We start from the raw sequence: 26,309 nt of genomic DNA on the forward strand, positions 1-26,309 counted from the left end.
TTTCGAGCGCCAAGGCCGAGTTTCTTTGTGCAAACGACCGCAAACAGATGCTTTTTTGTTAACTATTTTGCCCCTGAACCCAACTTCGATGGGCTTAAATGCTCTAATCGACCGGTCTCGTCCTGCAGAAGAATCGTTTTAGCCCATGGATATCAAACAGCTCTGGCTCAACGCCCAAGACCTTTGGGGCGCCCTCGATCAGCATCCGTTGCTGCATTCCGGCCTGGCGCTGGCATTGCTGCTGGTGATCGCACTGGTCCTCGGACGAGTGGCACGCTACCTCATCCTGCACGCGGTCAAATTGCTCGGCCGGCAACCGGCATTGCATTGGATCAACGATCTACGCCACAACAAAGTCTTTCACCGCCTGGCGCAGATGACGCCGTCGTTGCTGATCCAGTTCGGCCTGAACCTGGTGCCGGAACTGAGCAAGACCAGCCTGGTGTTTCTCGGCAATGTCGCGCTGGCATTCAGCATCCTGTTCCTGGTGCTGGCCCTGAGTGCCCTGCTTAACGCCTTGCTGGATATCTACGCGCGCACCGAACACGCCCGCACCCGCTCGATCAAAGGTTATGTGCAACTGGCGAAGTTGGTGCTGTTTGTATTCGGCGCGATCATCATCGTCGCAACGCTGATCGACCGTTCACCGCTGTTGCTGCTATCGGGCCTGGGCGCCATGTCGGCGGTGATCCTGTTGGTCTACAAGGACACCCTGTTGTCGTTCGTCGCCAGTGTGCAACTGACCAGCAATGACATGCTGCGGGTCGGTGACTGGATCGAAATGCCGCAAGTCGGCGCCGATGGCGATGTGGTGGACATCACCCTGCACACCGTAAAAGTGCAGAATTTTGATAAAACCATCGTCTCGATCCCGACCTGGCGCTTGATGTCCGAGTCGTTCAAGAACTGGCGCGGCATGCAGCAGTCCGGGGGCCGGCGGATCAAGCGCAGCCTGTATATCGATGCCAGTGGCGTGCGCTTTCTGCGCGATGAGGAAGAACATAAACTGACCCAGATCCGTTTGCTGACTGACTACATCGGCCGCAAACAGGCCGAGCTCAAAAGCTGGAACGAAGCCCAGGGCAACGTGGCGGCGATGTCGGCCAACCGTCGGCGCATGACCAACCTGGGGACTTTCCGCGCCTATGCCCTGGCTTACCTCAAGAGTCACCCGGAGATTCAGCCCAACATGACCTGCATGGTCCGCCAGTTGCAGACCACTGCCCAAGGCGTACCGCTGGAGATCTACTGCTTCACCGGCACCACCGTCTGGGCCGATTACGAGCGGATCCAGGGCGATATCTTCGATTATCTGCTGGCGGTGTTGCCGGAGTTTGGTTTGAGCCTGTATCAACAGCCGAGCGGTAACGACCTGCGCGCCGGGATGTTGCCGGCGGTGCTGGGGACGAGTTTTACCCCGCAGAGCGAACAGCGCTCGATGTAAGGCCCACAAGGCTGGCGCAGTACCGCATCAACTTCTTCGCGGGCAAGCCCGCTCCCACAAGGCTGTGGGAACGGGCTTGCCGCAATGCCAGGCAGTTAAGACGCTACGCGAACCGTAGCAGCTGGCGAAGCCTGCGTTCGGCAGCTGCTACGGGGGGGACATTGCTGAACCTGAAAGTCCTTAACTTCCTGGCATTGGGGCAATGTCAGCTTCCACAAAAACCTGTAATCGCCACAACTAAACAACTCAATGCAACAACATCCCTACTAAAAATTTATCTACGCGTTTAGTGAAATTCACTATCTACGCGCACATTTTTAATCTGTTTTCGGGAAAACCAAAGCGATAGCATCTGGCCACTCGCAAACTAACGATTAAAGGCGCTGACCGTGTTAGGGACAACTAAACTCTCAGAGAACTCTGTACACAACCCACAACGCCAAGACGTTAAGGCATTGACCGCCTTCGTCAGTGCTCCACACTTTTCTCAGCCAATCAGTTTTTTTACCAGCAGCCCATATCAAAGACCGTCTCGTGCCCAGGATATTACTGAACGCATTATCAGCAGTTCGCTGGAACGCGATCAGCTTTCGAGCAACCACCATCTTTTGGCTCAGCGCATCTTATTAAATATTTATGAACAAGATCTGGTCTTTTTGCCAAAGGCTCCTTTGACCTTAGACCTGCATGAGTTCAAAAGCTTTTATGACCCGGCATTGGTAGCCTGCGGAAAAACCATTCGCCCGGCTCTGGAGAAGTATCTCTATCACTGGCTGGAACAAGAGATTCACGTCAATGGTCCTTGGTGCCTGGACTCATTCATTGCTCATACACACAAAGTACTGGACGACATCGCCCACTCAGACTCGAAACTTTATAGCGTATTGACCCACAGCAGTAACCCTCAACGCGCCGCGAAATTTTTCCTTACCCAGTGTGCCGGGGACTTCCTCAGCGAAGCTTCCGCCATGGCGCGCAATGTTCTAGGCAACGGCGGCGAGTACACCAGCGAACTGTTCAAAATCCTGATTGACGAATATGGTTACGGTATCGACAAGCGAAAACACAGTACCATCTTCGAAGACCTGCTCAAGGAACTGGACATGCCTCATCACGTCCATCACTACTGGCAGTTTTACACCGCTGGCTCTCTTTCACTGACCAACTACTTCCACTATGTGTCGGCCAACCACGGCGAATTATTTCGTTATATCGGCGCCATGTATTACACCGAAGCCACTCTGGCGCTTACCACCCGGCACCAGTCCCGTGCGGTCAAGGAAATCTTCAATGGCTGCGTCTCCACGGAGTATTTTGACGAGCATAACCATATTGACGTGCACCACGGAAGAATGGCCTTGCAACGCTTGATCATTCCGATGATCAAACAATTCGGCGACAAAATCATTCCAGACCTCATCCGCGGTTTCGAAGAGTTCAAACTCCTTCAAGACATCGCCGACGAAGAATTGTACGCACACATCAAATGGCACGACGAACTGGATATCTATCGCGCACAAGCCACCGCGCTATACGGTAATCGACCTCCGGACAGTATCTTTACTGAAACCAAAAACGAACTGTCAGTACTGCACACCCACGCTAACGATGAGCTGTTCTGGGTAGAGTCCGGGGAGTTGAATTTCGTCGTGAGTCCGGAGTTGTCCGTTCAGCTCAAAGCCGGAGAAGGCATTGTCATTCCCAAGGGGATGATTCACGGGACTTACATAACCAGCAACATCTGCACCTACACTGTTACCGCCCTCTGAGCAGGCACAGCCAATGAAAGCCATCACCCTGGATATTGCCAACGCCAACTATGTCGCTGTGGATGACAAAACTTACTTTCTCAACAGACGACACGACGCCACTCAACTTTTGCCCACGGCCTGCCCTCACCGAGGCGGCCCTTTGCATTTGGGGGAAATGACCACCGATGGACAAGCCGTGATCTGCCCCTGGCACGACAACCAATACAAAGTCTGCAATCTGGAGAAAAAGTCGTTGCCCACCGTTCGTGTCGGGAGCGTTATCAGCACTGTCGTGGGTGATAACCAACGCTGCGTGCCTTTACTTAACATCTCTCGATATAACTGACAGGGCCTATGACTAATAAATCAACACTTCCCGCGTTCTACTCTATCGTGACTCTGTTCACCGGGCTGGACATGGCCATTGTCATCGCCATGGTCTGGTTCGGCCTGGAGACCACCGGCTCGACTTTTCTGGTCGGTGTCACGTTGTGTGTTGCGACCGTGGTGCCTTATGCATGCGAACACTATATCGGTAAGTTCACGACGATTGAGTTGAGCATGAAACGGCTGCTCTATATTCGCCTGATCGCGTTCGCGGCCATTCTGGGACTCTCGTTCACTGATGCGGTCCTGTTACCGATTGGTTTCCTGAGTATCGCTTTTCTGGTCGGTGTCACCGACTACTTCACCATCAGCACGCTGGAGTCGAAGAATACCAAGCTGGTGCTCGCCGGCTTCACCAATAGCGACACCTCTGCGCGACTGATGCAGACCTCGATCCAGATCGGCGCCTTCGGCGGAGCATTGCTGGGCGGCGTCATCGTCGACGTTTTTTCGGTCAATCAAACCCTGCAGATAATCAGCATCGCGGCGATTGCCTGCTTGGCGGCGATCCTTCTGGTTTCTGCAACACCCACACCGCTCAAGCAAAACGAAGCGCCAGGCATTTCCATCACGACAACACTCCAACTGCCGAGAAACCTTTATATCCTGATCATCGTCCTGAGCATGATCGGCTTCCATATCGGGGCGTTCAATAGCCTGGTTCCAATCGTCTTTCAAAAACTCAACGAATGGAACGCGACACTCTTCGGCGTTGCCAGTGGCCTGGCCGGGCTGGGCGCATTCAGCGCCGCCGTATTGCCGAAACTGAAACTCAAAAGTCATAGCGCGGTGCTGATCATCCTTCTTGCCGATGTGACAATCGTCTATTTCCAGAGCTTCTATCTGATGATGGTCGCGGCATTCATCCTCGGGTTTTGCATTAACAGCCTGAGAATCCAGCTGCGCAAAACCCTCATAGAGTCAGCAGCCAATGACCGGGTTGCCGACTTGATTGCCTCAAAAAGCTCGCTCTATTACCTGTTGGTCAGCGGTTCGGCCCCCATGATTCTGACTTTCTTTACCACCAGCACCTTTCTGGGTCTGGAAGGCGCCCGAGTCCTGATGATCGTTTCCGCTGTGCTTCTGGGGTGTGCTGTATTGGCCTGGATCATGAGCCGGGAAGTCTCGCCTGCAACCACCACTGATTAAGGAGCTCCCGACATTGAAAACAGTTCTTATTGTTGACCCGTTCTCCACCGGAAAACTGTACGCGCCACTCCTCAATTCCCAGGGTGTTCGCTGCATCGCTATCATTTCCACCCCCCACCTGCCCAAGCACTTCATCAATGATCTGGTGCGAGAAAACTTCGACGAAGTTTTCCAGTGGGAAGAGAGCTTGCTCAGCACGCTGGAAGATATTCCTATAACGGCGATCATCGCCGGCTGCGAAACCGCCATTTATCTCACCGACTACCTGACCGAACTGCTTGATGTAAAAGGCAACAGCCGAATCACCAGCGACTTGCGGCGCAACAAGTTCTCCATGCAAGAAGCGCTGAAGCGGCATCACCTGCCTCACATCAGCTCTCGAATTTTAAGCTCGAAATCACACATTCCCGGCTTTCTGAATTCAATAGATCCTGAACTTGAATACGTCATAAAGCCGCTTAATTCCGCCGCTACCGAGGGTGTGGTTTTCGCCAAGGGGCTGGAGCACGTCGAAGCAGCATTGACCAATGCTGCCTGGCAGCAAGAGAACGATCTGGGCGAAATCAATCTCGGCTTTATCGTCCAACCCTTTATTTGCGGCCCGGAATACGTGGTCGATATGGTTGCGTTTGACGGGAAATACATCATTGCTTCGGTGTGCAAGTACGCAAAAATCCATAAGAACGGCAGCATGTTTGTCTACGAAAGCCTGGACACCCTTGATCCTGCTGACAACAGCCTGAAACCGTTGCTCGACTACGCAAAACTGGCCGCTGCCGCATTGGGTATCAAGGTAGGCCCGATTCACATGGAAATAATCTGGTCCGAGGCCGGTCCCGTCATGATTGAGGCTGGCGCTCGCCTGCATGGTGGAATAGCTCCACAATTATTTGAGCAGGTCTACCAACCCGACCTGCTTTCACTTTCCGTCGATTGCTACCTGGGCCGCCCGGCACCTGAAGGGATGAGCTCATCCAGACAAGTCAGGCATGGAAAAATCGGATTCTTCTGCTCTGATGAACAACGCACCTTTGAACGCCCCAGCGACGCCACATTGACCTGCGCCACAGAGGATGTCGCGTATGGCGGCCACCGGTATTTCATTGCCCCAGGTGACACCACTGAAGTGACGATCGACTTTGCCACCTGCCCGGGTTTGTTTTGGCTACATCACCCGGATGCCGAACAACTCGAAAGAAGTGCCCAAAACTTACGCCTTCTGCTATGGCGTTAATGAGAGAGCCATGACGAATCGTTTAATCATCCAGAAATCCGCTGCTGACATAGGCGTCAACAATGCTTGCGCTGCCATTATTCAAGGGATTACGGTGTCTTCCGACCTGAGCTTCCTTCCGCTTCTGACGGCCAACCTGAACCACGTTGCGTCTCGCCTTTACAAGCTTGGCACGAACAGAATTTATATGGGCTTCTCCCAGCAATTGGAAAAACTCGGCTATCACAACACCGTCAGTGCAAACGAAAAGATCCTCAAGAGCTTCATCTCCAAAGGTATACGCCCGATCAACAATATTGTGGATGCTTATAACGCGGTTGCTATCCGCAATGGCGTAAGTATTGGCGTGCATGCCTATAACCAGGCGAATGACATCCATGTATTTCGCTCTGAAAAACCCATGGCCTTTCGACCGCTTTTTTCAAAAAAAGAAGTCACCATTCCAGCCGGAGACCTGGTTTACACCTCCGGAGGCTCACCGTTGGCCAGCATCGGCAAAATAGATGCCGACGCTCATGACTTCAGATTGACTGACGAGTCTTCAAGCCTGCTGGTGGTGGTGTTAGGCCACGAAGACACGCCCCATGCCTTCAACCAGGCCGTCATTGAGGAGTTGGTCAACTCTCTACGGGAGAAGATGTCCAGCTTGAGCTATCACTTTCTGGAGCGGGTGCTGGTTCAAGAGGTTAAATAAAACCGACACGGTTTTTTTGCGCGACAGGTACGGGGCTTTCCTTTTTTGATGTCATCATTCAAGGACTCCCCGCCCTGGATTCGTATCGAATCAGCGCAAAACTAATCTATCGCCATGCTTTCAATACCGGGTTGACGATCACGTCGTCGACTTGTTCGATCTTCAGAATCTTCTCTTTCAACACCATCAACTCTTCGAAGCTTCTATATTTAACTTCGAGCATCATGTCGATATCGCCAAACAAAGAGTACGCGTGGGTTATATCGGCGTACCCGTGGATCTGCGGGAAGACCAGATGACAGCTACTGCCAATAAGCTTCAATACTAAAAAAGCCACTTGCTGACGTTCGACATCTTCTTTGGCAACATTGATGGTAAAGCCTAATATGACCCCCTTGTCTATCAGCTTTTGAACTCGCGATTCCACCGCTGTTCGCGACTTGTGAACTTGCCGTGACAGCGCCGACAAACTGACCCTGGAGTCATCCTTCAACGCTGCAATAATAAGCTCATCAATTTTGTCCACTCTGCCGCCCCTTACATTAATCTTTTTTATAACAGCTTTTCATTACCGGCTGTCCGAGCAAAAAAAATAGAGCTTCAAGGGAGCTGTGGCCACCGTCAGCTCGCAATCGCCTCACGCCTGAGCCCCAACCGACTGATCCAGACCGCCAGCAGGATCACCAATGCGCCAAAGAACAACCGTCCCAACTCTTCGTGCTGATTCCAGATCAGCAAATTGATCAACAACCCCACCGGCACATGCAGGTTGTTCATCACCGCCAGTGTCCCGCCATTGACCAGGCAGGCGCCCTTGTTCCACCAATACAAGCCTAATGCCGTCGACACCAGGCCGAGAAATATCAGCACACCCCATTGCAGCGGTGCGTCGGGCAGGAAGTTGCTTTTGCCAAACAGCAGAAACGCCGGCAACGCCACCGCCAGTGCCCCCAGATAGAAGTAACCGAAGCGCCGGTAATGCGGCAGATCGCTCGGGTAGCGCGCTACCAGATGCTTGTAAAGCACCTGCCCCGCAGCGTAGGTGAAGTTGGCCAGTTGCAGCAGCAAGAAACCCATGAGGAAGTCCGGATTAATCCGGTCGTAGCGAATCACGGCGGCCCCCATCACTGCCACCAGCGCGGCGATCAGTGCCCAGGGATTGAAGCGGCGGTTCAGCGCGTCTTCGATCAGGGTCACGTGCAGTGGCGTGAGAATGGTGAACAGCAGCACTTCTGGCACCGTCAGTACGCGAAAGCTCAAGTACAGGCAGACGTAAGTCACGCCGAACTGCAAGGCGCCGATCAGCAGCATGCCGCGCATGAAAGCCGGCTCGACCTGCCGCCAGCGAGTCAGCGGAATGAACACCAACCCGGCCAGCAGTACCCGTACCAGCACCGCGAAGTAGCTGTCGACATGACCGGCCAGGTATTCGCCGATCAAGCTGAAGGAAAACGCCTGAATCAGCGTGACAAAAAGTAGATAGCCCATACGCGCCTCATTCCGAATGGCGGCGACGATAGCGGTTTTGCCACTGACAGTGAAATCCTGCGCTGTAATAAAAAGCCAAAAAAAAGCCCGATCTCGCTAAAGCGTTCAATCGGGCAGGAGCACTCAGGAGCAACCAGTGCAAAGGGAGGTTCGATGCGCGAACCGGCTTGAAGGGATGCGCCAGGTCACTAAAACATCAAGCGATTATCTGGCGATTAACGCCTCAGGCGACCTGGGCCAATTTGGCGTTGGCCTGGTTCAGGCCTTTTTCATGGAAGTCGCCGCCCAGGTTCATACCCTCGGCGTGAATGAACTCGACGTCGTGAATGCCGATGAATGCCATGACCTGACGCAGGTAGGGTTCCTGGTGATCGGCGGGGCTGCCGGCGTAGATGCCGCCGCGCGCAGTCAACACATAGGCACGCTTGCCGGTGAGCAGGCCTTGCGGGCCGGTGTCGGTGTATTTGAAGGTCACACCGGCACGCAGCACATGGTCCAGCCAGGCTTTCAGGGTGCTCGGGATGGCAAAGTTGTACATGGGCGCGGCCATCACCAGCACGTCGGCGGCCAGCAGTTCATCGGTCAACTGGTTGGAGCGCTCAAGGGAGGCGTGTTCGATTTCATTGCGCTGTTCGGCAGGTTTCATCCAACCGCCCAGCAGGTTGGCGTCCAGGTGCGGCACCGGGTTGAGTGCCAGGTCACGAACGGTGATCTGGTCCGCTGGGTGCGCGGCTTTCCACTGACTGATGAAAGTTTGGGTCAGTTGGCGTGAAACCGAATCTTGCTGGCGAGCGCTGCTTTCAATGATCAGAACGCGGGACATGGGATGTAGCCTCCATCGGTGAATGCTGTAAGTCGATGGAGTGGAGATTAAACAGTGTCGTATCGATGAAAAAGCGCAAATAACTGCTATAACCCATCTATAAATTCGTTTATAAGCGGAGCATGTCCGGCAGCCTGCTCCGCTTTACGTTATTTGGGTTTGCAGGTGACGGTGAGGTACAGCTTGATGATCTTGCGGTTGAACTTGGCCGAGAGATCGACGCTTTTACCCGCGTCCAGGCTCACTCTGCGGGTCTTGGGGGATTCCGGACCGTTGCGAAATATCACCGAACAATCGGCCGCGGTGTCGCCGTAGTTGTTGAGGGTAATGGCGCCCAGGTCGTAGTCGGTGGCGTAGGTTGTGTAGTCGATTTTCATCCCGCTGAGGTCTTTCTGCACATCGATCGGGTAGGCAAACGCAGTCAGCGGCAACATCGCCAGCAACACACAACAGATTTTTCTCATTCGGCAGTCTCCAGTAAAGACCGCCAGCTTAGGACAAGAGGAGCTCATCTTGAAAGCGCCCCGCGTTACCCTTGATCAATGGCGAACATTGCAGGCCGTGGTCGACCACGGTGGCTTCGCCCAGGCAGCCGAAGCGCTGCACCGTTCACAATCCTCCGTCAGCTACACCGTGGCGCGCATGCAGGACCAGCTCGGCGTGCCGCTATTGCGTATCGACGGCCGCAAAGCCGTGCTGACCGAAGCCGGCGGGGTATTGCTGCGTCGCTCGCGGCAACTGGTCAAACAGGCCAGCCAGCTCGAGGACCTGGCGAACCACATGGAGCAAGGCTGGGAAGCCGAAGTGCGGCTGGTGGTCGACGCGGCCTACCCGAATGCCCGACTGGTGCGCGCCCTCACAGCGTTCATGCCGCAAAGCCGGGGTTGTCGCGTGCGCTTGCGCGAAGAAGTGCTGTCCGGGGTCGAAGAGGTGCTGCTCGAAGGCGTTGCCGACCTGGCCATCAGTGGCTTCAACATTCCCGGTTACCTGGGCGCGGAATTGAGCGACGTCGAGTTCGTCGCGGTGGCCCACCCCGAACACGCCTTGCACCGCCTGAACCGCGAACTGAACTTCCAGGATCTGGAAAGCCAGCTGCAAGTGGTCATTCGCGACTCCGGCCGCCAGCAACCGAGGGACGTTGGCTGGCTCGGTGCCGAACAACGCTGGACCGTCGGCAGCCTGGCCACCGCCGCGACCTTCGTCGGCAGCGGCCTGGGTTTCGCCTGGTTGCCGCGACACATGATCGAACGCGAACTCAAGGAAGGTCTGCTCAAGCTGCTACCGTTGGACCAGGGCGGCAGTCGTCACCCGACGTTCTATCTGTATTCGAACAAGGACAAACCACTGGGCCCGGCCACGCAGATTCTCATCGAACTGCTGCGCACCTTTGACACCGCGCCGCTGGATGCCCCCTTCGCCGCCCCACAACAAGCCTGAAACCCGTTAAACCGAACAAGGAGTTGCGCCATGGCCTATTTCGAACATGAAGGTTGCACCCTGCACTACGAAGAATATGGTCACGGCGATCCCGTGCTGCTGCTCCACGGGCTGGGCTCCAGTTCCCTGGATTGGGAATATCAGGTCTCCGAGCTGGCAGCCCGCTACCGGGTGATCGTCCCGGATGCGCGTGGCCATGGCCGCTCCGACAAGCCCCGCGAGCGCTACAGCATCGCTGGGTTCAGCGCCGACCTGATCGCGCTGATCGAGCACCTGAACCTGGGACCGGCCCATGTGGTCGGGCTGTCCATGGGCGGCATGATTGGCTTTCAACTGGCGGTGGATCAGCCGCAGTTACTCAAAAGCCTGTGCATCGTCAACAGCGGACCCCAGGTCAAATTGCAGACGCCGGATGAGTATTGGCAATGGTTCAAGCGCTGGAGCCTGATGCAGCTCTTCAGTATGAGCGCCATTGGCACCGCGCTGGGCGCCAAGCTTTTTCCCGAACCGGAGCAAGCCGAGCTGCGCAGTAAAATTGCCCAGCGCTGGGCAAAAAACGACAAACGTGCTTATCTCGCCAGCTTCGATGCCATCATCGGTTGGGGCGTGCAGGAACGACTTTCCCGTGTCACCTGTCCAACCCTGATCGTCAGCGCCGACCGTGACTACACACCGGTTGCGATCAAAGAGGCCTATATAAAACTACTGCCCAATGCGCGGCTGGCGGTGATCGCCAATTCCCGCCACGCTACGCCGCTGGACCAACCGCAAGCCTTCAACCAAACCCTGCTCGAGTTTCTTGTCGCAGTCGACACCACTAAATCAGGAACACTGACCCATGTTTAAAAAAATCGCCCTCGTCGCCGGCTCTGTTCTGTTCGCCGCTAACCTGATGGCCGCCACACCGGCCAAGGCGCCGCATGTTTTGCTGGAAACCACCAATGGCCAGATCGAAATCGAACTGGACCCGGTCAAGGCTCCGATCAGTACCAAAAACTTCCTTGAGTACGTCGACAGCGGCTTCTACAACAACACGATTTTCCACCGAGTGATTCCGGGTTTCATGGTGCAGGGCGGCGGTTTCACTACGCAAATGCAGCAAAAAGACACCAAGGCGCCGATCAAGAACGAAGCCAGCAACGGCCTGCATAACGTCCGTGGCACACTGTCGATGGCACGCACCTCGAACCCGGATTCGGCCACCAGCCAGTTCTTCATCAACGTCGCCGATAACGCCTTCCTCGACCCGGGTCGTGACGCCGGTTACGCGGTGTTCGCCAAAGTCGTAAAAGGCATGGACGTGGTCGATATCATCGTCAACTCCCAGACCACCACCAAAGGCGGCATGCAGAATGTGCCAATCGACCCGGTGCTGATAAAGTCGGCCAAGCGCATCGACTGAATGGTGAAAGGAGTTCCGAGCGACTGAGGTCGCTCACACTTGATAAGGAGAGCCCGCTCTGCGGGCATCGACCCAATGCTCTATCGTCGTTTTGAACAACTGATCGATATATTCCGCGACGCACCGACGGCGGCTCCGCCGAGCCAGGTTCTCCCCTTCTACCTGTATTACCTGCGCCAGGTCTGGCCGAGTTTTGCCGCGCTGCTGGTGGTTGGCCTGGTCGGGGCGCTGATCGAGGTCGCGCTGTTCAGTTACCTGAGCCGGATCATCGATCTGACCCAGGGCACGCCGAATGTCGACTTCTTCAAGATTCATGGCACCGAGCTGATCTGGATGACAGTGGTCGCGCTGGTGCTGCGCCCGATCTTCGTCGGCCTGCATGATCTGCTGGTGCACCAGACCATCAGCCCGGGCATGACCAGCATGATTCGCTGGCAGAACCACAGTTACGTACTCAAGCAAAGCCTGAACTTCTTTCAGAACGATTTTGCCGGGCGCATCGCCCAACGCATCATGCAGACCGGCAACTCCCTGCGTGACTCCGCCGTACAAGCAGTGGACGCGTTATGGCATGTGCTGATCTATGCCATCAGCTCCCTGGTGCTGTTTGCCGAGGCTGATTGGCGGCTGATGATTCCACTGCTGAGCTGGATCGCTTGCTACATCGGCGCGCTGTGCTACTTCGTGCCGCGGGTCAAAGAACGTTCGGTGGTGTCCTCCGACGCCCGCTCGAAACTGATGGGGCGGATCGTCGACGGCTACACCAACATCACTACCCTGAAGTTGTTCGCCCACACCAACTTCGAACAGCAGTACGCCCGCGAGGCCATCGAAGAACAAACGCAGAAATCCCAGCTGGCCGGCCGTGTGGTCACCAGCATGGACGTAGTCATCACCAGCATGAACGGTCTGCTGATCGTCAGCACCACCGGCCTGGCCTTGTGGCTGTGGAGCCAGTCGTTGATCTCGGTCGGCGCCATCGCCCTGGCCACCGGCCTGGTGATCCGCATCGTCAACATGTCCGGCTGGATCATGTGGGTGGTCAACGGCATTTTTGAAAACATCGGCATGGTCCAGGACGGCCTGCAAACTATTGCCCAGCCGGTCAGCGTCACCGACCGTGACCAGGCACAACCCTTGGCCGTGGCCCGCGGCGAAGTGCGTTTTGAACACGTCGACTTCCACTACGGAAAAAAAAGCGGAATCATCAGCGACCTCAACCTGACCATCAAGCCTGGGGAAAAAATCGGCCTGATCGGCCCCTCCGGCGCCGGCAAATCAACCCTGGTCAACCTGCTGCTGCGTCTCTATGACGTGCAAGGCGGACGGATCCTGATCGACGGCCAGAACATCGCCGAAGTCGCCCAGGAAAGCCTGCGCGAGCGGATCGGCATGATCACCCAGGACACCTCGCTGCTGCACCGTTCAATCCGCGACAACCTGCTTTACGGCAAGCCCGACGCCACCGACGAAGAGCTCTGGGAAGCGGTGCGCAAAGCCCGGGCCGACGAGTTCATCCCGCACCTTTCCGATGCCCAGGGCCGCACCGGCTTCGACGCCCACGTCGGCGAGCGCGGGGTGAAACTCTCCGGTGGCCAACGGCAACGGATCGCGATTGCCCGGGTCCTGCTCAAGGACGCACCGCTCCTGATCATGGACGAAGCCACCTCGGCACTCGACTCGGAAGTCGAGGCAGCAATCCAGGAAAGCCTGGAAACCCTGATGCAAGGCAAAACCGTGATCGCCATCGCTCACCGGCTCTCGACCATCGCCCGCATGGACCGGCTGGTGGTCCTGGAGAAAGGCCGGATCGCCGAAACCGGCAACCACGCCGAATTGCTCGCCCATGGCGGGTTGTATGCAAGGCTGTGGCAGCACCAGACCGGCGGGTTTGTCGGGATTGATTGAGCGCCAAGATCAAAAGATCGCAGCCTGCGGCAGCTCCTACGCCGATCCCGTACACTCGTGAACTATCGTATGTACGCACACCTGTAGGAGCTGCCGCAGGCTGCGATCCTTTGATCTACCGGCCATAACCCTCCCCCAAAAAACCGCCCCAGCCCTCTAACCACGGGCTCTGTCGGTTTTTCTTCGACTGGCATTCCGGAAAAATTCTGCTGTACTGAGGCAAGGTTCTAGAGATGAGCCTGTAGTCAAGCTGCAGGATGCATAACGGCTATATCGACATGATCGTCGACGATTACAAGGATGCTTCTCATGACGCTGTTCAAACGTTCAGTCACTGAGTTGTTAGGTACGTTCTGGCTGGTGTTGGGTGGTTGCGGCAGTGCGGTATTGGCGGCGGCTTTTCCGGATGTCGGGATCGGGTTGCTTGGCGTGTCGCTGGCGTTCGGTCTCACCGTACTGACCATGGCCTTTGCCATCGGCCACATTTCCGGATGTCATCTCAACCCCGCAGTTACAGTCGGACTGGTGGTTGGCGGGCGTTTTCCCGCCAGGGAGCTGCCAGCGTACATCGTCGCCCAAGTCATCGGTGCAATCATCGCCGCCGCCCTGCTGTACTTCATTGCCAGCGGCAAACCCGGCTTCGAACTGGCCAGTGGATTGGCCTCCAATGGTTATGGCGAGCACTCGCCTGGTGGATATTCGATGGCTGCCGGGTTCGTCTCGGAACTGGTGATGACCGCGATGTTCGTGGTGATCATCCTCGGTGCTACCGACAATCGTGCGCCGGCAGGGCTGGCACCGATTGCCATCGGCCTGGCGCTGACGTTGATCCACCTGATCTCGATTCCGGTCACCAACACCTCGGTCAACCCGGCCCGCAGTACCGGTCCGGCATTGATCGTCGGTGGCTGGGCAATTCAGCAACTGTGGCTATTCTGGCTGGCACCGATGCTTGGCGCGGTGATCGGCGGGGTGACCTACCGCTGGCTGGGCAAGGAAGACAGGTAACCTGAAGATCAACAGGTTTTGCTGCGGTCTTGTGGGAGCGGCGCACCGCCGCTTCCACATCAATCTTGCCGATAGGGCAATGCACTTCTCGCCTCTTCGGCATAGGCCAGGACGCCGAGCCGCTCCTGTTGCAAAAAGTCCTTCACCGCCGCCTTCAACCCGGGATGGCGCAGGTAATGCCAGGAATGGGTGATGACCGGCTCGAATCCGCGTATCAGTTTGTGCTCGCCCTGGGCTCCGGCATCGAAACGTTGAAAACCGTTGGCGATTGCGTAGTCCATGCCTTGATAGAAGCACGTCTCGAAATGCAGGCGGTCGAACTCCGCCAGGCACCCCCAATAGCGGCCGTAGAAACTATCGCCACCCACCAGGCTGAAGGCCATGGCCACTGGTCGTGAACCCTGCTTGGCCAACACCACGCGAATCGCTTCGGGCATGCGCTCAGCCAACAGACTGAAGAACTCGCGGGTCAGATACGGCGCCTGCCGGCGTATGGCGTAGGTATTGGCATAGCAGGCGTAGACGAAGTCCCATTGCACCTGATCGAGTTGCCGGCCCTCAAGCCATTCGAACTCGATGCCCTGCCCCGCTACCTGCTCACGCTCCTTGCGCATTTGCTTGCGCTTGCGCGAACTCAGGGCGTCGAGAAAATCCTGAAAGTCCCGATACCCGCGATTCTGCCAGTGGTACTGGCAACCCACCCGTTGCAGCCAACCTGGCTGCTCGGCCAGCGCGGCGTCGGTGAAGGCGTCGGTGAAATTGATGTGCGCACTGGAGAGCCCTTCGATTTCCAGATAGCCCGGCAGGCTTTTAAGCAACTCGAAACCGTCCTGCACATGGGCGGCCAGCAGTCGCGGCCCGCTCACCGGACTGAACGGCACGGCGGTCAACAGCTTCGGGTAATACTCGATCCCAGCGCGCGCGCAGGCATCGGCCCAGGCATGGTCGAACACGTATTCGCCGTAGGAATGCCATTTGCGATAGCTGGGCAGTGCGGCAATCAGCCGATCGCCTTCCATGTGCAACAGATGCTCGGGCCGCCAGCCGGAATGCGGCCCGAGGCTACCGCTGTCTTCCAGGGCACCGAGGAAGGCGTGGCGCAGGAACGGCTGAGCGTCGGGCACCAGGGCATCCCATGCTTGAGGCGCGATGGCGGATAGACTCTCCAAACGTTGTAGCGGCATCGCATTCCCCGACGATCATGACTCTCAGACCCGCCGAGTATCGCCCATCTCCAGCCTTGGCCGAAATAAAAAAACCCCGCCGAGGCGGGGTCAAAAACAGAGGAGCTTTAACGGATGAAGAAAGAGCTCGTTAAGGTTTTGCCATGTTAGAACACGTACTGGGCACGGACGACGAAACCGTCACCGCTGTCATCGCCAGTACGACGTGCCGGAGTACCATTGCTGGCGGCGGTCGCATTGGTCACGTTGTCGGTCTTGGACTTGAGGTACGTCGCGGAGATTTTCACCGCTTCGTTGGCGTACCAGTTGACACCCAGGTTGTGGACCTTGACTTCGGCATCGCCGACATCACGGGTCAGGCTGGCGGTGGTGATGTTGTCGTCTTCGACGGTCAGGCTGTCGTAGCGATAGAACAGTTCCCAGGCGCCGATGGACTTGTTGGCCGGCTTGATTGCGTCGAACTTGCCGACTTTATAGCCGCGCGATTCACCGGTCAGGGTGTAGGCCGCCTGGGCATAGAAACCATGGCCCTTGATGTCTTCAAAGGCGCTGGAGTCAGCCTTGGTCTTGCGGGTGATGTATTCACCCTGGATCGAAGCCGGGCCCATGGCGAAGGCGGCTTCCAGGCCGAGCGCATCGTCACGGTCAAAGGAACCCGCTGGCGAGGTGGAACTGCCACCCAGCACCGGACGGTTGCCGTTGGTGCCGGCATCATTGCCGCCGAGGGTTTCGACGCCGCGCATGCCCATGCGGGTGCGATAACGCGAATCGAAGGCGGTGTCGGAAACATCGCGGGAAGCGACGTTCACCCCGAAGTGCAGCACGCTGCCCGCTTCATGCATCGGCGCGAAGACGAAACGACCGTTGGCCTGCTTGACGCTGTTGCCATCGGTATCGTCGGTGTCCTTGCTGAAGATACCGGCGGAAGCGTAGAACGAATCAGCGAAGGTGCTGGAGGCTTGCAGGCCCAGACCATTCTGATGGCCGTTCGCCCAGTCGATCATGTCGTAGGCCACGTTACGCTCTGGCGCGGTGACCCACTTGGAGCTGGTGGCTTTTTCCAGACCGAAGTCCGGGTCGAAACGACCGACCTTGATCGAGACCGGCTTGAAGCCGTTGTAGGCCAGGGAAGCTTCGTCGAAGTAACCGTTGTCACTGTCGCCAGTGTTATGGGAGAAGTCGTAGCTGATGGTGTACGCCCAATCCGTGTACAGCACGCCGGACAGTTCCAGGAACGCGCGACGGAAGTAAGCGGCGTCGGCGGTATCACCATTCTTGGTGTAGACACCGTCGAACTGGCTGTAGTCAGCCTGAACGCGTCCGCCCAGCTTGAAGCTGAACTCTTTATCGGTCGTTGCGACCTCAAGGCCGCCCTTGGTCTTGACTACGATATCGGCGCCGTCAGAGGTGACAGTGCCAGCGAAAGCCTGGGCGGTAACGGCCAGGGCCAGAGCGCTGGCAGCGAAACCGGCGAAGTGCTTACGGATCATCGAAGAATTCCCCTAATTAATGGTCTTTAACCTGAAAAACACGCGGGATCTGGCCCGCTTGTGTTGGGAGGGAATCTTGGCGGCGGGTTATTTCAGAACGGTTGCTGATATATAAAGATTTGATGACAACGGAACTTTTTACTTCGAATAGGAATAAGAGGGGAAACAGCCGCACAGGGCAAGCTGAAAGCGGCAAGCTAGAGGCTGAGGATTAAAAGATCGCAGCCTATCGGCAGCTCCTACGCCGACCGAGTTCGGCGAAGATCTGCCGGATATCCACAACCTCTGTAGGAGCTGCCGCAGGCTGCGATCTTTTGGCAATTCTGAAGATTGTTGCGTGTCGTCCGTTGCCGCCATTCATGCCTCGTAATCGTGGGTGCCGCAAAAAAGATCGCAGCCTGTCGGCAGCGCCTACGCCGACCAAATTCAACCGCGATTTAGCGTTGAACATCGATCCCCGGAGCTGCCGACAGGCTGCGATCTTTTGGGAGCCACCCTCTCCCCGCTGTGAACTCAGCGCTTGCGCAGAATCACGCTACCAATCGAATAACCGGCACCGAAGGAGCTGAGCACCGCCAGCGAGCCGCTCGGCAGATCGTCCTGGTTTTTATGAAAGGCAATCACCGAACCGGCCGAACTGGTGTTGGCATAGGTGTCGAGAATCACCGGCGCTTCTTCTTCCGTGGCTTCGCGGCCGAGGAGTTTTTTGACGATCAGGTGGTTCATGCTGAGGTTGGCCTGGTGTAGCCAGAAGCGCTTCACGTCGCTGATGTTGAGCGTGTTCTCTTCCAGGTGGGTGGCGATCAATTCAGCCACCATCGGGCAGACGTCACGGAAGACCTTGCGACCTTCCTGCACGAACAGTTTGTCCGGTGCACCGACACCCTCTTCGGCGGCGCGGTTGAGGAAGCCGAAGTTGTTGCGGATGTTGTTGGAAAACTTGGTCAGCAGCTTGGTACTGACGATATCGAACTGGTACTTCGAAGTGGCCAGATCGGCGCGCTCGATGATCACTGCGGTCGCCGCGTCGCCAAAGATGAAGTGGCTGTCGCGGTCGCGGAAGTTCAGGTGACCGGTGCAGACTTCCGGGTTGACCATCAGAATCGCCCGGGCCTGGCCGAGCTGGACGCTATTGGTAGCCGCCTGGATACCGAAGGTCGCCGAGGAGCAGGCGACGTTCATGTCAAAGCCGAAACCTTCAATGCCCAGTGCTTCCTGGACTTCGATAGCAATCGCCGGGTAAGCCCGCTGCAGGTTGGAGCAGGCGACGATGACCCCGTCAATGTCGGCGGCGGTCTTGCCGGCGCGCTGCAAGGCTTGCTCGGCAGCGCCGATGGCCATTTGGCAAAGCACCGACCATTCATCGTTGGAGCGCTCGGGCAGACGCGGAGTCATGCGCTGCGGATCAAGGATGCCTTCTTTGTCCATGACAAAACGACTTTTGATCCCCGAGGCCTTTTCAATGAACGCGGCACTGGATTCGGTGAGTGCCTGAACTTCGCCGCGCTCGATGGCTTGGGCGTTATCCGCATTGAACTGCTGCACATAGGCATTGAAAGACTGCACCAGCTCTTCGTTGGAGATGCTGTTGGCCGGGGTGTACAGGCCGGTTCCGCTGATGACGACGTTATGCATGGTCGTTTCTCTAATCTGTTCAGGCAGAAAGTATTGGTACCGACGTACCAATACACAAAGGGTCTGATCCCACTCAATGGAATGAAACCTTGCGTCGCTTTATTCCGATCCGCCCGAACCTGTAGAGGCTCAAAACCGCGGGGCCGGCGTTTATAGGCGCGAAGTTTGCCATAAACGTTGAGTTTTGGCGCCTTTTGCAGGATGCAGCCCCTGCCACAAACTGTAGGAGCTGCCGCAGGCTGCGATCTTTTGACTTTAAAAGAACGAAGATCAAAAGATCGCAGCCTGCGGCAGCTCCTACGCGGGGTTAGGGTTCAACCTGACTCCATTGTTTGCTCAAACGCTTGTCGGAGATGGGTACCTTCGTTCCCAGTTGCTGGGCAAACAGAGAAACCCGGTACTCCTCGAGCCACCAGCGATACAGTTCCAGCTGCGGATCGCGTTTGCCTTCCTGGGCGTGTTTGCTGGCCCGCGCCTGGTATTGCGCCCATAACCCGGCCAGTTCGGTGCTCCAGACCCGGTCTTTCTGGACCTGGCTCGGCAGTTTCTCGAGACGCAACTCGATGGCCTTGAGGAAGCGAGGCAGTTCCTTGAGCCAGATCGCCGGAGTCTCGCGGACAAAACCCGGATACACCAGCTGACTCAATTGTTGCTTGATGTCATTGAGGGCCACCGCCTGCGCCAGGTCGATCTTGCCCTTGAAGCGCTTTTGCAGGCCATGCCAAAGCTTGAGCGTCTCCAGCGTCAGTTTCGCCAGACGCTCGGCGTGCTCGGTCCAGCCACCTCGTTTGCGCTCGGCCAGCGAAGCCAGACCGACGCCATCGCGCGGCAAACTCGCCTCGCCGTCGAGAATGCAGCTGTCGAGGCTGGCCAGCAGAATGTCTTCCACCAGGCTGTCGATGCGCCCCAGCTCGCGGTACATCAACCCCAGATCGGTCAGCCCGGGTAACTTGCCACGGAGGAACTTCGCCGGCTCGGCCAGTTGCTGCATCAACAAACGTTGCAAGGCCCGACGATGCTGAAACTCGGCCTCGGCGGCGGTAGAAAACCGACCTTCCTTGACCGTGCCGTTCTCTTCCACCAGTGCCGGATAAACCGTCATCGACAGCCCGGCGATCTTCTGCTGAGTCTTCTCAGCCACCGCGGCGAAGACTTTGGCCTCCACCGGTTGCTGGCTTTTCGCGGTTTGCGGCACGGCCAACGCGGCCTGGCTGGCTTCGGCAAAACGCGCGGTCAGTTCGGCGAGGTCGCGGCCTTCACCGAGGAACTTGCCTTGGCCGTCGACGATTTCCAGGTTCATCCGCAAATGCCCATCGACCTGCTGTGCCGCTTCGGCCCAGGCTTCGTCGCTGACCCGCGCACCGGTCATGCGCAGCAATTCGCGGCCCAACGCCTGAGGCAACGAGCCCTCGGCAAAGGTCATGCGTTGCAACGCGGCCTTGATGAAATCCGGCACCGGCACGAAGTTCTTGCGCAAGGCCTTGGGCAGGTTGCGTACCAGGGCGATGCATTTGGCCTCGATTACCCCCGGCACCAGCCATTCCAGACGCTCGGACGGCAGTGCCGGCAGCAACGGCGCCGGCACCCGCAAGGTCACGCCATCGCGTGGGTGATTGGGCTCGAAGTGATAACTCAAGGCCAACGCCAGATCGCCCAGGTGCAAGGTATCCGGGTAATGCGCGGCAGTGACTTCACTGGCTTCGCGAGCGAGTACGTCTTCTTCGCGCATCACCAGCAACTGCGGGTCTTTCTGGCTGTGGATGCGATACCAGCTGTCGAAGGTCGCGGTCTGGTGGATATCGGCCGGCAACCGCGCATCGTAGAAGGCGAACAGGGTTTCTTCATCAGCGAGGATGTCACGGCGGCGGGCCTTGGCTTCCAGTTCGTCGAGCTGTTCCAGCAGTTGCTGGTTGGCGGTCAGGCACTTGGCCCGGGACTGGATTTCCCCGCGCACCAAGCCTTCACGGATAAACAGCTCGCGGGACAGCACCGGGTCGATCGGCCCGTAATGCACCGGCCGCCGACCGACCACGATCAACCCGAACAAGGTGATCTGCTCGAAGGCCACGACCTGGCCGCGCTTCTTCTCCCAATGGGGTTCGAAGTGGTTTTTCTTGATCAGATGCCCGGCCAGCGGTTCGATCCAGTCCGGCTCGATCTTCGCCACCATCCGCGCATAAAGCTTGGTGGTTTCCACCAGCTCGGCGGCCATCAGCCATTGCGGGCGTTTTTTACCCAGCCCCGATGACGGATGAATCCAGAAGCGTCGTTGACGGGCGCCGAGGTAGTCGCCTTCTTCGGTCTTCTGGCCGATCTGGCTGAGCAAACCGGAGAGCACGGCTTTGTGCAGTTTCGGGTAATCCGCCGGCTCTTTATTGAGGCTCAGCTGCATGTCGCGGCAGATCAGGCTCAACTGTCGATGGGAATCGCGCCATTCGCGCAAGCGCAGGTAGTTGAGGAAATTCTTCCGGCACCAATTGCGCAGCGGGCTAGCGGTCAGGGCCTGGCGCTGCTCTTCAAAGCCGCGCCACAGATTGACCAGCGCGGCGAAATCCGAGTCGACGTCCTTCCATTGGGCGTGGGCCTGATCAGCGGCTTGCTGGCGCTCCGGCGGACGCTCGCGCGGATCCTGGATCGACATGGCGCTGGCGACGATCAAGACTTCCTGCAAGCTGCCCAGTTTCGCGGCTTCGAGCAACATGCGGCCCATGCGCGGGTCCACCGGCAGCCGTGCCAGTTGTCGACCGAGCGGGGTCAACTGACTCTCGCGATCCACCGCCGACAGTTCTTGCAGCAGGTTGAAACCGTCGCTGATGGCCTTGCCATCGGGCGGCTCGATAAACGGGAAATCGGTGATCTCGCCGAGGCGCAGATGGAGCATCTGCAGGATCACCGCCGCCAGGTTGGTGCGCAGAATTTCCGGATCGGTAAATTCCGGCCGGCCGAGAAAGTCCTCTTCGGCGTACAAGCGAATGCAGATGCCCGGCTCGACCCGTCCGCAGCGGCCTTTACGCTGGTTGGCGCTGGCCTGGGAAACGGCCTCGATCGGCAGGCGCTGAACCTTGGCGCGGTAGCTGTAGCGGCTGATCCGCGCAGTGCCGCTGTCGATCACGTAGCGGATGCCCGGCACCGTCAGCGAGGTTTCCGCCACATTGGTCGCCAGCACTACGCGCCGCCCCGGGTGGGACTGGAAGATCCGCTGCTGCTCGGCCGGCGATAGCCGTGCGTACAGTGGCAGGATTTCGGTGTGCTTGAGCTGGGCTTTGCGCAGCATGTCGGCGGCGTCGCGAATTTCTCGCTCGCCGGGCAGGAACACCAGCACATCACCGGGGCTGCGACGTTCGCTGCGCTCATAGGCGGCAATTTCGTCGAGGGTGGCGAGGATCGCTTGATCCACCGTCAAGTCTTCTTCGACGCGGTTGCCCTCTTCGTCCTGCTCCAGGGTCAGCGGGCGATACCAGGTGTCCACCGGGAAGGTCCGACCCGAGACTTCGACAATCGGCGCGTCGTTGAAGTGCTTGGAGAAGCGCTCCAGATCGATGGTTGCCGAGGTAATGATGACCTTCAGGTCCGGGCGACGCGGCAGCAGGGTTTTCAGGTAACCGAGCAGGAAGTCGATGTTGAGGCTGCGTTCGTGGGCTTCGTCGACGATGATCGTGTCGTAGCGCTCGAGGTAGCGGTCGTTCTGGGTTTCCGCCAGCAGAATGCCGTCAGTCATCAGCTTGATCAGGGTGTTGGCATCGCTCTGATCCTCGAAACGCACCTGATAGCCGACCAGCGCGCCCAGTGGCGTCGCCAGCTCTTCCGCGACCCGGCTCGCAACGCTGCGAGCGGCAATCCGCCGCGGCTGGGTGTGACCGATCAGGCCGTACTGGCCGCGACCGATTTCCAGGCAGATTTTCGGCAACTGGGTGGTTTTACCCGACCCGGTTTCACCGGCAATGATCAGCACCTGATGCTTGAGCAGTGCTGCTTTGATTTCGTCGCGCTTGGCGGCGATCGGCAGGCTGTCGTCATAGCGAATCAGCGGCAGGCTGGCACGTCGCGCCACCACCCGATCACAGGACGCCTGCGCCCGCTCGACCCACTGCGCCAGCTTGGCCTCGTCGGGTTTTTTGCGCAGCTCAAGCAACTGCCGCCGCAGCCGGTGGCGGTCGGCGAGCATGGCGTGATCGAGGTTTTTCAGCAGTTGATCGATAGCAGGCGATTGGTCAGTCATCAGGTACGCAAAAGTCGTCTAGTGGTGCAGGGGGCGGATTGTCGCAGATTTGCGCACCTGGCGACGAATGGAACCTGCTTTTGTGGCGAGGGGGCTTGCTCCCGCTGGGTCGCGAAGCGGCCCCAAAACCGGCCATCGCGATCTTTCAGATAGAATGCGTTCACCGGTTTTACGACTGCTTCGCAGCCGAGCGGGAGCAAGCTCCCTCGCCACAATGTCGGTGTGTACCGGGCTACTCGTTATCCAAACCCTTGCGCCGATACGGGAACACATCGATCACCTTGCCGGCGCGAATCGCCGCTTGCAGGCCTTTCCAGTAATCGGCGTTGTACAGTTCGCCGTGCAGTTCATTGAACAACCGTCGCTGTCCGGCGTCGGCGAACAGGAATGGCGGAAACTCCTCGGGGAAAACATCCAGCGGCCCGATCGAATACCACGGCTCCGAAGACATCTCGTCTTCCGGGGTGCGCGGGGCCGGGATGTGGCGGAAGTTGGCTTCAGTCAGGAAGCAGATTTCGTCGTAGTCATAGAACACCACACGACCGTGACGGGTAACGCCGAAGTTCTTCAGCAGCATGTCGCCGGGGAAGATGTTCGCCGCCGCCAATTGCTTGATCGCCAGGCCGTAATCCTCCAGTGCCTCGCGAACCTGCGCGTCGTTGGCGTTTTCCAGGTACATGTTCAACGGCGTCATCCGGCGTTCGGTCCAGCAGTGGCGGATCAGCACCGTGTCGCCATCGACCTCCACCGTTTTCGCCGCCACTTCCAGCAGCTCAGCCAGGCACGCCGGTTCGAACTTGCTCAGAGGGAAACGGAAGTCGGCAAATTCCTGGGTATCGGCCATGCGCCCGACCCGGTCGACGCTTTTTACCAGGCGATACTTTTCAATCACTGTCGCGCGGTCGACGTTCTTCGACGGCGAGAAACGGTCCTTGATAATTTTGAATACGGTGTTGAAGCCCGGCAGGGTAAACACACTCATGACCATCCCGCGCACACCCGGAGCCATGATGAACTGGTCGTCGGTGTTGGCCAGGTGGTTAATCAGTGAGCGATAGAATTCGGACTTGCCGTGCTTGTAGAAACCGATCGAGGTGTACAGCTCGGCAATGTGCTTGCCCGGCAGGATACGCTTGAGAAAACCGATAAACTCGGCCGGCACCGGCACGTCGACCATGAAATACGAACGGGTGAACGAGAAGATGATCGACACATCCGCTTCATCGGTGATCAACGCATCGATCTGAATCCCGCGGCCTTCGCGGTGCAGAAATGGAATCACCAACGGCCATTGCTCGTCGTGGGTGTAAATGCGCCCCACCAGGTAGGCACCCTTGTTGCGGTAGAGCACCGAGGAAAACAACTCGACGTTCAGCTCCGGGTCCTTGCAGACCCAGTCCGGCAGGTTCTCGCGCAACTGCGCTTCGAGCCGGCGCAGGTCACCCGGCAAATCGGCATAAGGCTCGCTGAAGCTGTAGTCGACGAAGATCTGCTCGAGCATGCCCGACAGTTCGCCTTCGGGCTTATAGATGCGGGTTTGCGCCGCACGGGCCCGACGCAGGCTCGGCCGGGTGGTGTGGATGAACATGCAGCCGTCGCTGATCAGGTCGTGGCTGAACAGCCCGCAGAACGCCGAGTTGTACCAGGTCTCGGACAGCTCATCGTCGAAACGCAGGTCGATCAGACTGATATAGGCGCTTTTCACCAGGGGCCAGTAAGTAACGTCCAGCATGGCCTCGCCGTCAAAGGTCTGGTGCAGTCGAGCGACCACTTCACTGACTTTTTCTTCGTAGAGGTTGATCCGTGCCGCCGAGGCGACCTGCGCCTCCTGCCACTGCGCCTGCTCGAACCGCGCCCGGGCGCCGTCGGTGATCTGGCGGAAATGCTCGCGGTAATCGTCGAAGCCATCGAGGATCATTCGGGCGATATCGGCGGCTGGCCATTGCTGCGGCATAGATAAACCTCTGGAGGATGATTCTTGGCATTAAGGGGCTGAGCTTAGAGGCGTAGTGGCCTGTGTGGCTAGTGTCAGGCAATGCAACCATTGCCATGCGTTACACCTGCGAGGACACTTGCGGCCCGATCAAGTAAGGAACAGACCGTGAACCCCGTCGATATACTACGCATGCTGGCGCTTTCCGCCATCTGGGGCGCGAGTTTTCTGTTCATGCGCATCATCGCCCCAGAGATTGGCACTATTCCCACCGCCTTCTTTCGCGTATCGATTGCCGCCGGCGGGTTGCTGGTGATCCTGGCGCTGATGCGTATCAGCTGGGATTTTCGCGGCAAGTTCAAGACGGTGCTGCTGCTTGGGGTGATCAACTCGGGAATTCCGGCGACTATGTATTCGGTGGCCGCCCAAGTGTTGCCCGCCGGCTACTCGGCTATCTTCAACGCGACGACACCACTGATGGGCGTGTTGATTGGCGGAGTGTTCTTCAGTGAAAAACTCACCCCGGCGAAGATCGCCGGGGTGTGCCTTGGATTATTCGGGGTCGGCATTCTGACCCGCGCCGGTCCAGTGGCCTTCGACCTGGAATTGCTGATGGGCGCCCTCGCCTGCCTGCTCGCGACGACCTGTTACGGCTTCGCCGGTTTCCTCGCCCGCCGCTGGCTCGATCAGCAAGGCGGGCTCGACAGTCGCCTGTCGGCGCTGGGCAGCATGCTCGGTGCGACGCTGTTTCTATTGCCATTGTTCGGTTACAACGCCATCAGCCAGCCACCGGCCAGTTGGGGTGGCTGGAATGTCTGGTTATCGCTGTTGGGATTGGGCCTGGTCTGCACCGCCTTTGCGTACATCTTGTACTTCCGTTTGCTCAGCTCGATCGGCCCGGTCAAATCAATGACCGTGACCTTCATGATCCCGCCTTTCGGCGTGCTCTGGGGTGCGCTGTTCCTCGATGAACCCTTGTCGATGGCCCATGTGTATGGCTCAGTGTTGATCGCCGGGGCGTTGTGGTTGGTGCTCAAACCGACGGTAGCGACGGTGGCGACGGTGGCGACGGTGTCGAAGGTGACTGCCCGGTAGGCCTTCAAAAGATCGCAGCCTGCGGCAG

21 protein-coding genes are annotated in these 26,309 nt (G+C 57.8%); 12 read left to right on the forward strand and 9 right to left on the reverse strand.

What is annotated here, in order from left to right; genetic code table 11:
• The first annotated feature begins 145 nt into the window (after positions 1-145).
• From F8N85_RS15365 to F8N85_RS15390, 6 genes are all read left to right on the forward strand, one after another.
• A complete protein-coding gene (locus tag F8N85_RS15365; protein WP_150804413.1) occupies positions 146-1,444 on the forward strand; it encodes a mechanosensitive ion channel family protein in 1,299 nt (432 codons plus the stop codon).
• Between the two features lie 455 nt (positions 1,445-1,899).
• Entirely contained in the window at positions 1,900-3,213 is a 1,314-nt protein-coding gene (locus F8N85_RS15370) for an iron-containing redox enzyme family protein (protein ID WP_224795690.1), read from the forward strand.
• 13 nt (positions 3,214-3,226) lie between these two features.
• On the forward strand, positions 3,227-3,541 hold the full coding sequence (locus F8N85_RS15375) for a Rieske 2Fe-2S domain-containing protein (RefSeq protein ID WP_150804414.1): 315 nt from the start codon (positions 3,227-3,229) through the stop codon (positions 3,539-3,541).
• Positions 3,542-3,549: 8 nt separating this feature from the next.
• A complete protein-coding gene (locus F8N85_RS15380; RefSeq protein WP_150804415.1) occupies positions 3,550-4,731 on the forward strand; it encodes an MFS transporter in 1,182 nt (393 codons plus the stop codon).
• A gap of 13 nt (positions 4,732-4,744) precedes the next feature.
• On the forward strand, positions 4,745-5,965 hold the full coding sequence (locus tag F8N85_RS15385; RefSeq protein ID WP_150804416.1) for an ATP-grasp domain-containing protein: 1,221 nt from the start codon (positions 4,745-4,747) through the stop codon (positions 5,963-5,965).
• 10 nt (positions 5,966-5,975) lie between these two features.
• A complete protein-coding gene (locus tag F8N85_RS15390) occupies positions 5,976-6,659 on the forward strand; it encodes a phenylalanine--tRNA ligase beta subunit-related protein (protein ID WP_150804417.1) in 684 nt (227 codons plus the stop codon).
• A gap of 106 nt (positions 6,660-6,765) precedes the next feature.
• Here F8N85_RS15390 and F8N85_RS15395 read toward each other — a convergent pair whose 3' ends face one another.
• The 4 genes from F8N85_RS15395 to F8N85_RS15410 all read right to left on the reverse strand — a co-directional run bounded on the left by F8N85_RS15395 (position 6,766) and on the right by F8N85_RS15410 (position 9,434).
• A complete protein-coding gene (locus F8N85_RS15395) occupies positions 6,766-7,185 on the reverse strand; it encodes an Lrp/AsnC family transcriptional regulator (protein ID WP_150804418.1) in 420 nt (139 codons plus the stop codon).
• A gap of 95 nt (positions 7,186-7,280) precedes the next feature.
• Positions 7,281-8,147 (reverse strand): carboxylate/amino acid/amine transporter, encoded by an 867-nt coding sequence (locus tag F8N85_RS15400; RefSeq protein ID WP_150804419.1) that lies wholly within the window; start codon positions 8,145-8,147, stop codon positions 7,281-7,283.
• A gap of 223 nt (positions 8,148-8,370) precedes the next feature.
• Positions 8,371-8,970, reverse strand: a complete 600-nt coding sequence (locus tag F8N85_RS15405; RefSeq protein WP_150804420.1) for an FMN-dependent NADH-azoreductase — start codon at positions 8,968-8,970, stop codon at positions 8,371-8,373.
• A gap of 149 nt (positions 8,971-9,119) precedes the next feature.
• On the reverse strand, positions 9,120-9,434 hold the full coding sequence (locus F8N85_RS15410; RefSeq protein WP_150804421.1) for a 3-phosphoglycerate kinase: 315 nt from the start codon (positions 9,432-9,434) through the stop codon (positions 9,120-9,122).
• Between the two features lie 49 nt (positions 9,435-9,483).
• Between F8N85_RS15410 and F8N85_RS15415 the strand changes: the two genes are divergently transcribed.
• The 5 genes from F8N85_RS15415 to aqpZ all read left to right on the forward strand — a co-directional run bounded on the left by F8N85_RS15415 (position 9,484) and on the right by aqpZ (position 14,725).
• Complete coding sequence (locus F8N85_RS15415; RefSeq protein ID WP_150804422.1) at positions 9,484-10,407, forward strand: LysR family transcriptional regulator; 924 nt, start codon at positions 9,484-9,486, stop codon at positions 10,405-10,407.
• Between the two features lie 30 nt (positions 10,408-10,437).
• Positions 10,438-11,253: an alpha/beta fold hydrolase gene (locus tag F8N85_RS15420; protein WP_150804423.1), complete on the forward strand. Its 816-nt coding sequence runs from the start codon at positions 10,438-10,440 to the stop codon at positions 11,251-11,253.
• Positions 11,246-11,809, forward strand: a complete 564-nt coding sequence (locus F8N85_RS15425) for a peptidylprolyl isomerase (protein ID WP_150804424.1) — start codon at positions 11,246-11,248, stop codon at positions 11,807-11,809. The genes F8N85_RS15420 and F8N85_RS15425 overlap by 8 nt, the downstream gene beginning before the upstream one ends.
• Positions 11,810-11,884: 75 nt before the next feature.
• On the forward strand, positions 11,885-13,717 hold the full coding sequence (locus F8N85_RS15430) for an ABC transporter ATP-binding protein (protein ID WP_150804425.1): 1,833 nt from the start codon (positions 11,885-11,887) through the stop codon (positions 13,715-13,717).
• Between the two features lie 309 nt (positions 13,718-14,026).
• Positions 14,027-14,725, forward strand: coding sequence for an aquaporin Z (gene aqpZ, locus F8N85_RS15435; protein ID WP_150804426.1), 699 nt, complete (start codon positions 14,027-14,029; stop codon positions 14,723-14,725).
• Positions 14,726-14,784: 59 nt separating this feature from the next.
• Here the strand turns inward: aqpZ and F8N85_RS15440 are convergent, their stop codons facing one another.
• The 5 genes from F8N85_RS15440 to aceK all read right to left on the reverse strand — a co-directional run bounded on the left by F8N85_RS15440 (position 14,785) and on the right by aceK (position 25,207).
• A complete protein-coding gene (locus F8N85_RS15440; protein ID WP_150804427.1) occupies positions 14,785-15,909 on the reverse strand; it encodes a GNAT family N-acetyltransferase in 1,125 nt (374 codons plus the stop codon).
• A 146-nt stretch (positions 15,910-16,055) separates the two neighbouring features.
• Positions 16,056-17,399, reverse strand: a complete 1,344-nt coding sequence (locus F8N85_RS15445) for an OprO/OprP family phosphate-selective porin (protein WP_150804428.1) — start codon at positions 17,397-17,399, stop codon at positions 16,056-16,058.
• A 513-nt stretch (positions 17,400-17,912) separates the two neighbouring features.
• Positions 17,913-19,034, reverse strand: a complete 1,122-nt coding sequence (locus tag F8N85_RS15450) for a beta-ketoacyl-ACP synthase III (RefSeq protein ID WP_150804429.1) — start codon at positions 19,032-19,034, stop codon at positions 17,913-17,915.
• Between the two features lie 307 nt (positions 19,035-19,341).
• Positions 19,342-23,253 (reverse strand): ATP-dependent RNA helicase HrpA, encoded by a 3,912-nt coding sequence (gene hrpA / locus F8N85_RS15455; protein ID WP_150804430.1) that lies wholly within the window; start codon positions 23,251-23,253, stop codon positions 19,342-19,344.
• 232 nt (positions 23,254-23,485) lie between these two features.
• Complete coding sequence (aceK, locus tag F8N85_RS15465) at positions 23,486-25,207, reverse strand: bifunctional isocitrate dehydrogenase kinase/phosphatase (protein ID WP_150804432.1); 1,722 nt, start codon at positions 25,205-25,207, stop codon at positions 23,486-23,488.
• Between the two features lie 147 nt (positions 25,208-25,354).
• Between aceK and F8N85_RS15470 the strand changes: the two genes are divergently transcribed.
• Positions 25,355-26,281 carry a DMT family transporter gene (locus F8N85_RS15470; protein ID WP_150804433.1) on the forward strand — a complete coding sequence of 309 codons (927 nt, stop codon included), beginning with the start codon at positions 25,355-25,357 and terminating at the stop codon, positions 26,279-26,281.
• Positions 26,282-26,309: the final 28 nt, after the last annotated feature.

The sequence above is a fragment of the Pseudomonas fluorescens genome (assembly GCF_902497875.1).
GTDB lineage: Bacteria > Pseudomonadota > Gammaproteobacteria > Pseudomonadales > Pseudomonadaceae > Aquipseudomonas > Aquipseudomonas fluorescens_BR.

Excerpts from the sequence above, each read along its gene's own strand:
- F8N85_RS15365 (WP_150804413.1), top strand. The coding sequence starts at position 146 with ATGGATATCAAACAGCTCTGGCTCAACGCCCAAGACCTTTGGGGCGCC.
- F8N85_RS15450 (WP_150804429.1), bottom strand. The coding sequence starts at position 19,034 with ATGCATAACGTCGTCATCAGCGGAACCGGCCTGTACACCCCGGCCAAC.
- F8N85_RS15380 (WP_150804415.1), top strand. The coding sequence starts at position 3,550 with ATGACTAATAAATCAACACTTCCCGCGTTCTACTCTATCGTGACTCTG.
- F8N85_RS15400 (WP_150804419.1), bottom strand. The coding sequence starts at position 8,147 with ATGGGCTATCTACTTTTTGTCACGCTGATTCAGGCGTTTTCCTTCAGC.
- hrpA (WP_150804430.1), bottom strand. The coding sequence starts at position 23,253 with ATGACTGACCAATCGCCTGCTATCGATCAACTGCTGAAAAACCTCGAT.
- F8N85_RS15445 (WP_150804428.1), bottom strand. The coding sequence starts at position 17,399 with ATGATCCGTAAGCACTTCGCCGGTTTCGCTGCCAGCGCTCTGGCCCTG.
- F8N85_RS15405 (WP_150804420.1), bottom strand. The coding sequence starts at position 8,970 with ATGTCCCGCGTTCTGATCATTGAAAGCAGCGCTCGCCAGCAAGATTCG.
- F8N85_RS15430 (WP_150804425.1), top strand. The coding sequence starts at position 11,885 with ATGCTCTATCGTCGTTTTGAACAACTGATCGATATATTCCGCGACGCA.
- F8N85_RS15390 (WP_150804417.1), top strand. The coding sequence starts at position 5,976 with ATGACGAATCGTTTAATCATCCAGAAATCCGCTGCTGACATAGGCGTC.
- F8N85_RS15420 (WP_150804423.1), top strand. The coding sequence starts at position 10,438 with ATGGCCTATTTCGAACATGAAGGTTGCACCCTGCACTACGAAGAATAT.
- F8N85_RS15425 (WP_150804424.1), top strand. The coding sequence starts at position 11,246 with ATGTTTAAAAAAATCGCCCTCGTCGCCGGCTCTGTTCTGTTCGCCGCT.
- F8N85_RS15410 (WP_150804421.1), bottom strand. The coding sequence starts at position 9,434 with ATGAGAAAAATCTGTTGTGTGTTGCTGGCGATGTTGCCGCTGACTGCG.
- aceK (WP_150804432.1), bottom strand. The coding sequence starts at position 25,207 with ATGCCGCAGCAATGGCCAGCCGCCGATATCGCCCGAATGATCCTCGAT.
- aqpZ (WP_150804426.1), top strand. The coding sequence starts at position 14,027 with ATGACGCTGTTCAAACGTTCAGTCACTGAGTTGTTAGGTACGTTCTGG.
- F8N85_RS15440 (WP_150804427.1), bottom strand. The coding sequence starts at position 15,909 with ATGCCGCTACAACGTTTGGAGAGTCTATCCGCCATCGCGCCTCAAGCA.
- F8N85_RS15375 (WP_150804414.1), top strand. The coding sequence starts at position 3,227 with ATGAAAGCCATCACCCTGGATATTGCCAACGCCAACTATGTCGCTGTG.